The sequence below is a fragment of the Vibrio sp. QJM3NY_27 genome, from assembly GCF_057785955.1.
Genome location: NZ_CM173512.1, coordinates 1,651,571 through 1,663,347, shown reverse-complemented (window position 1 = coordinate 1,663,347; position 11,777 = coordinate 1,651,571). Strand labels below are relative to the sequence as shown.

The following is an 11,777-nucleotide window of genomic DNA, read 5'->3' as shown; positions in this document are numbered from 1 at the left end:
TGAATGTATTGATTTTTAAGCGGTTACCTTCACTCTAAATAGATCAGTAAACAGCTTGGCTATCATTAAAATGATCAAAATATTCACCAGCATCAACAGTGGCGTTTCTATTGTGTAAACCGGGGTGAGGTTAAGTGCTCCAGATGTCAGTACGACTAACAAATTAACACCTAGTATTCGATGCACCATGAGTTTAGGCGTGGCGAACACTTTCCATATCACCATAATGTTAAGGAAGTAGAATAGACCCAGCTCCCATAACTCTGTCATTAATGGCATCACAAAGATGTACTGCAACAGAATCACCGATCCTGTACCCAAAACACCATAGAAGGCATCCTTAATAACGCTTGGTGGCATGGTCGGCACCATAGAAGAGAATACACCGGCTAACATAGGAAATATAAAACCACCCGGAACTGGAAGATAAATCCAAATCAAGAGCGATGTGATAAACATCGACACGCCTTGCAGCACTTTGCGTCCATCTTCATTCAAATGTTCAACAAATGTGCGATGAGCATGATGCCAAGACACTTCTTTATGATCACCCATTACATTAGGCTCACCTTCCACAAGTGATTGGTCTGGTGTTAATACATCGAACGTCTTCAAGTTGTTAGTTAGAACTGCCCATTGGATGCCCAAGTCTGATTCGATGTTACTTTGTTTGAGTAATGTATCTTGGATATGTGCCATTTCATCTATGCGCAAACTCCATGCTTGGATGTTCTCTTTAAGGTGGTAACTTCCGGTTAGTGGCAGATCTAAAAGTTGATACAGCTTATCAATATTCGCAGTGTTGCTTTCAAGTGCGGCAATGTCGATGTCGCCTGTTTTTTCCATCGCATCTAACAAGGCTTGTTTACTGGCTTCGAAACGTTGTACAAAGTTGAGCTCTGTATTCACAGGCCACAGGATGCGATACACAAAAGAGAACACCACAACACCTAGTAGTGTTTCTTGAAGTCGAACTACAGCAAAGTGAAAGGTGGTTTGGCTATCAAACCCGCCCATGCAAGCAACAATCGAACACACGGCAAATCCTATTGAAAAGATATAGCCGTACTTTTCATCGCTCGACATGAAGATACATACCCCAAGAAATAGGGTGAAAAAAGTAAGAAACAAGAAGCGATCTTGAGAAAATATGGCGATAAGGAAAAAGGCATAACTGGTTCCTAACAAGGTTCCCATTAACCGGTTATGGCCTTTGTTTATCGAATGGGCGAAACTCTCGTTCAATGCCATCACTGCTACGGCTATCGCCGCCCAATACGGTTTTTCCCAACCAAACCACAACGCTAGGCAGATTGCGATAACGATAGATAGTGCGGCTTTAATCGCGTCTTTAGTCGATGCAGTGAACATAAGAATCACCTAGCTATTTTTGATTATTTTAATCGAGGCAGTCATACCAACACGTAGTTGTACGTCTTCTGGTATTTTGTCTAACTTAACTTTGATAGGGATGCGTTGAGCGAGACGTATCCATTGGAAGTTTGGATTCACGTTTGGCAATAAATCATTACCTGTGCTGCCATCTTGCTTAGCGATACCAAAACCAATGCTTTTTATATGTCCTTCTAGTTGAACATTGTTGTGCATCATTAAGGTGACATAGGCTGTGTCCTGAGCATCGACGCCGACTAAATCAGTCTCTTTGAAATAACCTTCAATCCAGAAGCTATCTTCATCAATTAACGCAACCACAGGTGAATTCGCGACAACTTGAGAGCCCACTCGTAGGTTCAGATTAGTGATGTAGCCGTTAGTAGGCGCGTATACCTTAGTGTACTCAAGGTTGAGATGTGCTTCTTCTACGTTCGCTTTTGCCAGTTCTACATTCGCGGTGCTGGTTTCTACCGCGTTGTTCAAGTTGTTTAGAGTAAGAACTGGTACGGCACCGGGCGTTCTTTTCTCTAAATTCAACGCGCGTTGCTCTTCGTTTTTGGCTTTGGCGAGTAGGGCAAACGCTTGTTTTTGAGTGGCAAGCGCTTTTCTGTAGGTCGCCTTGTAAATACTCGGATCGATTTCAAAAAGAAGATCGCCTTTTTTTACTTTCGAGTTGTCTTCGACATGCACTTCAGTCACTTGACCCGTTACTCGAGGTGTAATCGAGACAATATAAGCGCTCACTTGCCCGTCTCTGGTCCACGGGTTACTTGAGTACGACTGGTAATAGCTATAAACCACAGTTCCCGCAGCAGCCAATAATAAAAGTGTGATGAGATAACGTTTGATCACAGTAAGTGCCTCAAAAAATGGTAATAAAATGGCCGATAGCGCCAGTAAAAATCACGATCAAGCTCAGTTCTGCTATTGCAGGAAAGGCGACGTACTTATGCAGGCCAAACCTTGTAGCGATTGACCCTGTTAGCATTGTCAATATGTAAGCCAGTGCGATAACCAATAACAGCGGTGGGAAGTAGACTTCACCCCACACAAGTTCATGTGGCATTGTGTTCATGGTTCTTTTCTCTATTTGTTTGGTGAATGCAACGATAGCGGAGTTATGTTTATTGTGATAATCGCTTATAGAGGATTAGATCCATCAAATCTAAGACCATACTGGCTTACGGTTCGATTTGAATCCTTGTTAAGTGCTGCAAAGCCTGCTGGCTAAGGAAACGAAGAGATACGATCTGGAGGTAATAATACTTAGTTGAAATTTATTTCCAAAATAATTTAAATATTTCGGTTTTGGTTAAGTCCTTTTAAAACAACAACTTTTAGTATGAACCGCGCTACTGTGACTCATAAAACAATCGAAGTGATGATTTGATCCTTCAAATGAGATTACAGAATAAAACCTTTTGTTCTTAATATTCGGTTCGAAGCAACGAGCTGCTTTATTAAATTGAATAATCCAACAAATATTACTATTAAGTATTCGTTAGATTATTTACTCCTTATATTTTGTAACAAGAGTAAATTTGTCATGGACATTATTTCTAATCTGTTTGACATGGCACCATTTGTCGCACTATTTATTACACTCTCATTAGGTTATATGGTTGGTAAAATTACTATCGGCCGATTTGTTTTAGGCGGGGTAGCCGGAACATTATTAATGGGCGTAATTATTGGGCAATTTGGTGTTCAGATTGATCCCGGCGTAAAAAGTATTTTCTTTGCGCTCTTTATTTATGCTGTGGGTTATCAAGGCGGCGCTCAATTCTTTAAAGCCCTTAACTTCAGAACCATTAACATTCTGCTCTCTGCGGTTGTTATGACGGTTTCAGGCTTATTGTGTGTGCTTGCTGCTGCATGGTTATTTGATCTAGATAGAGGTACAGCTGCAGGTCTAGCGGCTGGTGGCTTAACTCAATCTGCGATCATTGGTACTGCAGGCGATGCGATTGCACGTTTAGGCGGCGTATCTGAAGAAGCCAAGCACATGATGCAGACAAACGTAGCAGTTGGTTACGCTGTAACATACATCTTTGGTTCTTTAGGACCAATCTTGATGGTGACTTGGGTATTCCCAACGCTCATGAAGTGGGATATCCGATCTGAAGCTATTGCTCTAGAAGAGAAAAACTCTAACGGCAAACGCGATTTAGCAGACGGCGAATTTAATGCAGTCACCGCTCTAGTGACACGTGCTTTTAAAGTAACTCACGACGATAAATTGGTTGGGAAAACGCTAGCACAACTGAATCAATCATCACTTGCTGCGTGTATCGAACTTATTGAGCGCGACGGAAAAGAGCTAAGTGCAGACAAGTTCACTGCGCTTAAAGCAGGCGACCTGGTTGTGGTTACCGGCCGTAGAAATGCGGTTCATGAGCTACAGAGCAAGGCACAAAGCAATGAAGTAGCATTACCGGAAAGCTATGAAGTTATTGAAGAAAATCGTCAACTTATCGCTGATAACCGCAAGCTAATAGGTCACTCGCTAAAAGAAATCAAAGACAGCTCAAACGAGCGCTCATTCCGCGGCGTGTATGTGACAGACTACATGCGTGCAGGTACTTCAATGGACATTACTGATGACCTGATTGTCGAGAAAAACGATGTTATTCAATTAACGGGTACCGCTCAAGACATCAACCGAGTTGAAAAACACATCGGTAAGCGCATGGGTTCTGCGACTATGACTGACTTCATCGTACTGGGTTTCGGTATGGTGCTGGGTCTTCTAATTGGCCTAATTAGCTTCAAGATTGCAGGTATTCCTGTAACGATTGGCTCTGGTGCAGGTTGTTTGATTTCTGGCTTGCTTGTCGGCTGGTTACGTAGCCGAAACCCGCATGTGGCTCAGTTCCCAGCGGGTGCAGCAAACTTCATTCGCGACTTTGGTTTAGCGGCATTTGTAGGGATTGTTGGCCTACAAGCAGGCCCTCAAGCGGTTGATACCATAAAAGAACACGGTATGTCGCTTCTGTTCTTGGGTATGGCGGTCACCATAATTCCACAGATTATTTCATTCTTCTTCTCGTACTTTGTATTGAAGATCAAGAACCCAGTAGAGGCTTTAGGTTGTGTGACTGGTGGTCGAAGTGCAAACCCAGCATTCGCAGCATTGATGGAAAAAACAGGCAACGCAACGCCAGTATTCTCTTTCACTGTGACTTACGCTGTAGCTAACGTGTTACTGACGTTATGGGGACCAATTATCGTCGGCATTATTACCGTTAATGCGGGTATGTAATTAATACCTCGAACTAATTATAGATATAAAACAGCTAAAACAATCATCAAATTATTAACAGAGCTACCAAATAACTAAATAGGTTAGGTCTGAATAATTACAATTAAGTAAAACACTTCATTCTAATTGAAAGTGTTTAAAATTAAACTATTAGGTAAATATTATGACTACAAAAAACACTACTATCGACTTTTCAAAATTCGCTGATTTAAGCCCTTTTGAATTGAAAGATAAATTAATTGAAGTTGCACAAACAGTGCCAGACCGTGCTTTATTAGATGCGGGTCGTGGTAATCCAAACTTCCTAGCAACACTGCCACGTAAAGCATTTATTCGCTTGGGTGAATTTGCCGTAATGGAGGCGGAGCGCACGTATTCATATTTAGATGGTAGCTTTGGCGGCATTCCAGATGGTGTTGGTATTGTTGAGCGTTTTGATTCTTATGCAAACAATAATCAACAGAACCCAGGTGTTCAATTCATTGAAAAAGCTCTGAGCTACGCAAAAGATCGCTTAGGTATCGAGAAGCAAGTGTTCTTAAATGAGCTAGTGAATGCGTACTTAGCGTGTAACTACCCAGTACCACCACGCATGCTGACGAATATCGAAAGTGTTGTAAAACAATACATTGCAGAAGAGATGTACGGTCCAATGCCAATGACGACGGATTTCGATTTGTTTGCAACGGAAGGTGGAACAGCATCAATGACGTACACATTCCAAACAATGTTTCACAATGGTCTACTAAAGAAGGGCGATAAGGTTGCGTTAATCACACCAATCTTCACACCTTACCTAGAAATCCCTGAGCTTTCAGAATACGAACTTGAGATTGTAGAACTTCGTTTAGATGAGACAACATGGCAGCTACCTATGTCTGAAATCGAGAAGCTTGAAGACAAAGACATCAAACTGCTATGTGTGGTAAACCCAGCAAACCCTGCATCAGTGAAGTTCTCAGATGAGACGCTTGATAACCTATCAGACTTCGTTAACACACAACGTAGTGATCTGTTCATTATCACCGATGATGTGTACGGCACATTCGCAGACGATTTCGTTTCACTGTTTGCCAAACTTCCATACAACACACTTTGTGTTTACTCATTCTCAAAGTACTTCGGTGCAACAGGCTGGCGCCTTGGCTCGATTGCGATTCAGCACAATAACGTGTTCGATGATGCAATGCGCAGCCTACCAGAATCACGTCAACTGGAACTGGATGATCGTTACAAAACGCTTGACCCAGAACCACGTGGTATTAAGTTCATCGATCGTATCGTTGCAGATAGCCGAAGTGTTGCACTAAACCACACAGCGGGTCTTTCACTACCACAACAAGTTCAAATGGCGCTGTTCTCATTGAACTGCCTAATGGACTCAGAGCAAAACTACAAAGAAGCGTGCAAACGCATCATTCGCGAGCGTTACAAAACTCTGTACAAAAACATGGGTATCGAAATTGAAGAAAACAAAGATCGTGTGGACTACTACACATTGCTTGAGCTCGACACTTTGGGTGGCAAATTGTACGGCCCAGCTTTCGTTGAATGGTTCAAAGCGAACGAGAAGGGCAAAGACTTCCTGTTCCGCCTTGCACACGAAACTGGCGTTATCTTGCTTCCAGGCAAAGGTTTCGATGTAGTTCACGCTTCTGTTCGTGTATCGCTAGCTAACCTGACTCACCACGAGTACGAACTGATTGGTCGTGCAACTCGCAAGGTGTTAGACGAACACTTCGCTGAGTTTCAAGGCGCATAAGTTCAAGTCAGGCTTAGAATCGAATACATGATTTTAAGCCGATGACGTCCAACTCGTTAAGAATAAGCCTCGGCGATGTCGAGGCTATTCCGACCAAATAAGCACAGTGGTTAGATCGATAAAACTTCCTATCTTGATGTTCCGTTGTGTTTATTTAGTCGTCTTATCTAAGTAATCAAATCCATTTCAAACTGAAAGAGCGACGCATGAAAAGCATTATTTCTATTCAATCTCACGTGGTTTATGGGCATGCAGGCAACAGCTCTGTGGTTTTTCCAATCCAAAGGATGGGACTCGATGTGTGGCCAATCCATACTGTTCAGTTTTCTAATCACACTCAATATGAGCAAGGTTGGACAGGACAAACATTTGGCTCAGACGATATTCGAAACTTAATTAGAGGCTTAGACAACATCAGTGCATTGAAAGACTGTGGCGCGGTTCTCTCGGGTTATCAGGGAAGTGCAGACCAATGCAAAGCGGTTGCTGAAGCGGTAAATCTCATCAAAGATAAAAATCACAGTGCACTCTACATTTGTGACCCTGTAATGGGTGACCCAGATAAAGGTTGTATTGTTGATGACGGCGTGAAAGCGGCTATTGCCCAACATTTGCTGCCCATAGCTGATGTCATCGTGCCTAACCAATTTGAGTTGAGCGAATTGACCGGTACCAAAATCCACTCGCTTTATGATGCGGTTACAGCCTGTAAGAAGGCATTGGAACTTGGGCCAAAGATGGTGCTCGTGAAACATCTGCACTCATTACCCGATGATGCGTTCAGCATGATCCTCGCAACGAAAAAGGCATGCTATTTAGCTCAACGACCGAATATCGAATTTGATAAACAACCGGTCGGTGTTGGCGATCTTATCTCAGGCATATTTACTGCAGGGTTAATGAAAAAAATGTCTCCGGTGGCTGCATTCCGTCACGTAAACAACGCTGTTTACGGTGTATTGGAACTGACTAAAAGCTATGGCACTTGGGAACTACAAACGATTAATGCTCAATATGAATTTGTTGAGCCTACCCACGATTTCAACGTAGTCAAAATAGCCTAGAGCGTTTAACTCTAAATGTGGTGGCGATGGCTATTCGATGGATAGCGTCCTACAAACAAGATTACGAGTTAAGCCTTACTCTAGCTATATTACGACCACAAAGAGATGGACTTCACTTTATCCCTATTTATTAACTTTTCTGTTTTCAAATTTTATTAAACAGAGTCTCTGAATCACATTAGAGAAAATTAAATGAGCCTAAATATGAACCGTCTAATCTCTTCCAGTCTTACCGTTGCTTTGTCATTCCTCGTAGTGGCCTGTAGTTCACCTCATACACTGGATCTACGTGTAAATAAAGATAATTACAAAGAAGTAGTAGTAGAAGATACCTCTACCGTAGGTGAGCCACTGCGTATTTGGTCTAACGAGGCGCCAGATTTCTTATATTCTGCAGATGATAAAACCACGCCGATTACCGTATCAGGCGATCAACTGAACATTCTTGCGTTGTCAGGAGGTGGCGCCAACGGAGCCTTTGGTGCCGGTATTTTGATCGGGCTTGAAAAATCAGGCCAGCTGAAGGACTACTCCATAGTGACAGGCATCAGCGCAGGCGCGTTAATGGCACCGTTTGTGTTCATCGGGGGAGATGCGTTTCCGAAGATGAAGGAAGTGATGTTGAATATTAATGACAAGTCAGTCCTTGGCAAAAAGAATTTTCTGAACACTGTCTTTAAAGATGCGTTTACTGATGGAGAAAGCTTGTATCAGTTCATTGCTTCGGCGTTCCCTGAACCGATGATTGAGCAAATTGCAGAGCAACATCGAAATGGCAAGCGTCTGTTCATTGGCAGCACACATTTTGATTCCGGCGAGCTTGTGATTTGGAATGTGGGCGCAATTGCAAACAGTGACATGCCAAATAAATCCGAGCTTATCTATAAGGTTTTGGCCGCAAGTGCATCTATTCCTGGAGTGTTCCCACCGCAGTTTATCAATGTGGAACATGAAGGTGAAACTTTTGAAGAGTTACACGTTGATGGTGGCTTAGCGGCTCAAGTGTTCTTCAATCCATCGCAATTTGACTATCAACAGATCTCAGATGCACTTGGATTAGAAACACCACCACAGCTTGATGTGATTCGAAATGGTGCACTGAAAGCGCCGTACCACTCGTTACGAGACAAGGGCCTAGATTTGGTAGCGAAGAGCGTATCAAGCCTGACTCTTGCTCAAACTCGTGGTGACTTATATCGAATGAAATACATCAGTGAAGCCAACAATATTGATATGCAATTTACTTACATTGAACACGATTTTGGTTACGCCAAACGAACCAAAGACATGTTTGATGAACATTACCTATTAACCATATACGAGTATGGCTATCACAAAGCAACTCAGGGCAAACCTTGGGTAACCGAATTACCTTAATTAGGGATATTGTAAAATGAAAAAAACGGCATTAACGCTACTTATTATTGCAACGTCTGGCGCTGCAATGGCACAAAACACATCCTCAATGGAACAGCAAAAAGTAAATAACGACATGCTACAACTGGTCGATGTTCAACAAGAAGCAGCGTTGGTGATGGTTGAAGAGACTTCAGATTACGTGACAATTGATTACATTGGTCAGTGGGTAGAAGTGAATAACTACATCACACATAAAGAAGCTAAGCAACGCCAACTTCAGAAGGGCAGCAAGAAATACATTTACTCGCAAACGGGTGAAACTCTAGAGTCCATTGAGCAGCGTATTGCTGAACATATTCAAGCGGATCAACCTAGATATTTTAGTGTCGATATTTACCGCAATTACCACGGTGATTCAGGCGACTTTAACTACCTAGCTCGAGTTATCGAGTACATTTAAGTTATTCGCTACAACTCAATGATAGAACCTACTGACTTAAGTAGGTTTTTTTGTTTCAATTAGACGAATTCATCTCACTATTATTATGACAAAGTAGATATTTCGTCAGCCTGTGATAATTTAAATATATAACGATTAAAAATAAGCACATCAAAATGAATTTCAGCATTGAACAACTTCTCGCGTTTGTGACTGTCTATGACCAACTGTCTTTCAGCAAGGCTGCGGTTAAGCTTAACAAGCATAGGACAACAATCGGCCAAGTTATTACTAACCTTGAAGACCAACTCGCGGTAAGTCTATTTGAAAGGGTTGGACGATCGGTTAAGCCAACAGAAGATGGCCACCATCTCTATCACTATGCTAAGCAAACGATTGAACAAGCACGCACTTTCGACAAGGTAGCCTTGAGCTTGTCTTATGGCGGTTTGGAAAACATTACTTTTGCTTATTCAAGTGTGATACCTCATCAAATACTTGTGGATATTCGAAAGAAGTTGCGTCGCGATTTCCCGATGATGCGAGTGAATTTTCTAGTACGAAATAAAAAAGACATTAAGCAAGGCCTTCAGAGCGGTGAGTATCATTTTGGACTGGTCAACGTGCATGACAGTCGTGGAATACACAGTTTTGATGCCACCTTTTTAGGCCATATAGAATTTTTTCCTTTCGTTCAAAAAAATGGTGAGTTTTCATCTTTGGCAAAAGAAGATGTACTTTTAGCGCTAAGAAATGCGAAGCAGTTTGTCTTAAAATCCTTCATTGAAGAAGGAATGTCCGAAAAAATAACCGTTAGTTCTGACAATGAAGAAGTCGACCAATTAGCGCTAGTTATCAAAATGGTTGAAGCAGGCTTAGGATGGGCACTTCTACCAAAAACGTTCGCTCATTCTGAATTTTCGCATTACGACATCGAACCTATACAATCGTCTGAAATGGAACAAGGATTTAAATTTGGCTTTGCACTGTGGTGTCCTCATTCTAAACAAATTAGCGAAGTTAAGTCATCAGTCTTAGCAGTTATCAAAGAAAACGTAGAGCGATTGCTAAAGCGAGATTAATGAACCAATAACACAGTTTATTTGCTTATAGAGGCTCATTTATATGAGCCTTTTTCGTTCATACGATCTATGGATTATTTGATTTTGTAGGGCGAGACCCTCCATATGAGAGTAGGGGAAATATTAAGAGCTAGCTATTATGCTTGCGCTGATAAAGAACTTTCTTTGTAGCAAAATGTTATTATTTTTAATGTTTATTGCACGGAAGCAAATTTTCAACCGAGGTTCGCGCCTCGGTTTTTTTTTGAGGCAATTAATATGAACTGCAGTGGTGTGCTTGCGTTATTTTCAAGCTCTTTATTGATCCCTTTTTCTACTATGGCGTCTTTTTACGATCCTGTGGATGGCAAATTTGATATGGGCCATCACATCGCAGAAAATGCGACGGGCTTTTTACCTATTCCAATTTTGATTACCGAGCCTGCAATAGGTTACGGTGGCGGTGTAGCTGGCTTGTTTCTACATGAGACGGATGAAGAAAAGCGACAACGAAAGCAGGCAGCACTCTCTGCTATAGATGGTGGTGCACAGCTTGTTCCTTCTGCAATGTCAGTGGTTGGCGCAGTCGGTACAGAAAATGAGACTTGGTTTGTCTTTGGTGGCCATAGACGTTCATGGATGAATGATGCTATTCGTTATACTGGGGGGGGCGGTTTTGGTGTTGCGAATTTAGATTTGTACACATCAATCGATTGGGCACCGATTGATCATGACCTGAGAATAGCCACATCAACTTCCGTTGCTGTACTGTCTCAAAAGGTACAGTTTAGACTCGGAAATACACCTTGGATGTTGGGTATAAAGCAATTACTGGCAAAGTCTGAAATTGAATTCGAAAATACACTTTTAGATAAACTCCTGGGTAACGAATCGGTCACATCAGGTTTAGGGTTAGAGGCAGAATATGACACGCGAGATAACCTATTTTATCCGACTAAGGGCTATAAGTTGTCTGCTGATTACATGATTTATGATGATGCCATTGGCAGTGATTACAATTACCGTAATCTCAATATTGATGGTGAAGCTTATATCCCAATCACCAATAAATGGACGTTAGGCTTGGCCGCAAACTATCAAAACTTCGAACAGAAAGATCTGTTTGTATCACCAACAGCGAAGCCTTATGTTTCTTTACGTGGTGTGTCTTCTTACCGTTATCAAGGGGATGAGATTGAAACTATACAAGGGCAATTGACGTATAGCATTAATCATCGCTGGAAGGTTTCGGGGTTCTACGGTTCTGGTAATGCAAAACAAGATAGCAGGATAAGTCAGGATAGTACGGTAAATGCAGGAGGTGTCGGTTTTCGATATCAAATCGCAAGACGTTACGGTTTACACCTTGGTATGGACTACGCGCAAAGCCATGAAGAGCGTGCTATCTACTTTAATGTCGGCAGTGGCTTCTAGA

Annotated in this window: 10 protein-coding genes; 7 read left to right on the top strand and 3 right to left on the bottom strand. The window is 42.0% G+C overall.

Annotation, left to right across the window (positions count from 1 at the left end; translation table 11 throughout):
- Positions 1-15: 15 nt before the first annotated feature.
- Genes AC3CIA_RS23005 through AC3CIA_RS22995 form a run of 3 tightly spaced genes read right to left on the bottom strand, consistent with a single transcriptional unit; the run spans position 16 to position 2,470 of the window.
- Positions 16-1,371, bottom strand: a complete 1,356-nt coding sequence (locus AC3CIA_RS23005; protein WP_488519146.1) for an FUSC family protein — start codon at positions 1,369-1,371, stop codon at positions 16-18.
- Positions 1,372-1,380: 9 nt separating this feature from the next.
- Positions 1,381-2,247, bottom strand: a complete 867-nt coding sequence (locus tag AC3CIA_RS23000; RefSeq protein ID WP_488519145.1) for an HlyD family secretion protein — start codon at positions 2,245-2,247, stop codon at positions 1,381-1,383.
- Between the two features lie 10 nt (positions 2,248-2,257).
- A complete protein-coding gene (locus AC3CIA_RS22995) occupies positions 2,258-2,470 on the bottom strand; it encodes a DUF1656 domain-containing protein (protein WP_010429574.1) in 213 nt (70 codons plus the stop codon).
- Between the two features lie 471 nt (positions 2,471-2,941).
- Here AC3CIA_RS22995 and aspT point away from each other — a divergent pair, with 471 nt between their 5' ends.
- The 7 genes from aspT to AC3CIA_RS22960 all read left to right on the top strand — a co-directional run bounded on the left by aspT (position 2,942) and on the right by AC3CIA_RS22960 (position 11,776).
- Positions 2,942-4,657, top strand: a complete 1,716-nt coding sequence (gene aspT / locus AC3CIA_RS22990; RefSeq protein ID WP_488519144.1) for an aspartate-alanine antiporter — start codon at positions 2,942-2,944, stop codon at positions 4,655-4,657.
- 163 nt (positions 4,658-4,820) lie between these two features.
- On the top strand, positions 4,821-6,419 hold the full coding sequence (locus AC3CIA_RS22985) for a bifunctional aspartate transaminase/aspartate 4-decarboxylase (protein ID WP_488519143.1): 1,599 nt from the start codon (positions 4,821-4,823) through the stop codon (positions 6,417-6,419).
- 206 nt (positions 6,420-6,625) lie between these two features.
- Positions 6,626-7,483, top strand: coding sequence for a pyridoxal kinase PdxY (gene pdxY, locus AC3CIA_RS22980; protein ID WP_488519142.1), 858 nt, complete (start codon positions 6,626-6,628; stop codon positions 7,481-7,483).
- 204 nt (positions 7,484-7,687) lie between these two features.
- On the top strand, positions 7,688-8,860 hold the full coding sequence (locus tag AC3CIA_RS22975; RefSeq protein ID WP_488519141.1) for a patatin-like phospholipase family protein: 1,173 nt from the start codon (positions 7,688-7,690) through the stop codon (positions 8,858-8,860).
- Positions 8,861-8,876: 16 nt separating this feature from the next.
- Entirely contained in the window at positions 8,877-9,302 is a 426-nt protein-coding gene (locus tag AC3CIA_RS22970) for a hypothetical protein (RefSeq protein ID WP_019825859.1), read from the top strand.
- Positions 9,303-9,457: 155 nt separating this feature from the next.
- The gene (locus AC3CIA_RS22965) at positions 9,458-10,363 is read left to right on the top strand and encodes a LysR family transcriptional regulator (protein ID WP_488519140.1); all 906 of its coding nucleotides are present in this window, start codon (positions 9,458-9,460) and stop codon (positions 10,361-10,363) included.
- A 258-nt stretch (positions 10,364-10,621) separates the two neighbouring features.
- Complete coding sequence (locus AC3CIA_RS22960; protein WP_488519139.1) at positions 10,622-11,776, top strand: BamA/TamA family outer membrane protein; 1,155 nt, start codon at positions 10,622-10,624, stop codon at positions 11,774-11,776.
- Position 11,777: the final 1 nt, after the last annotated feature.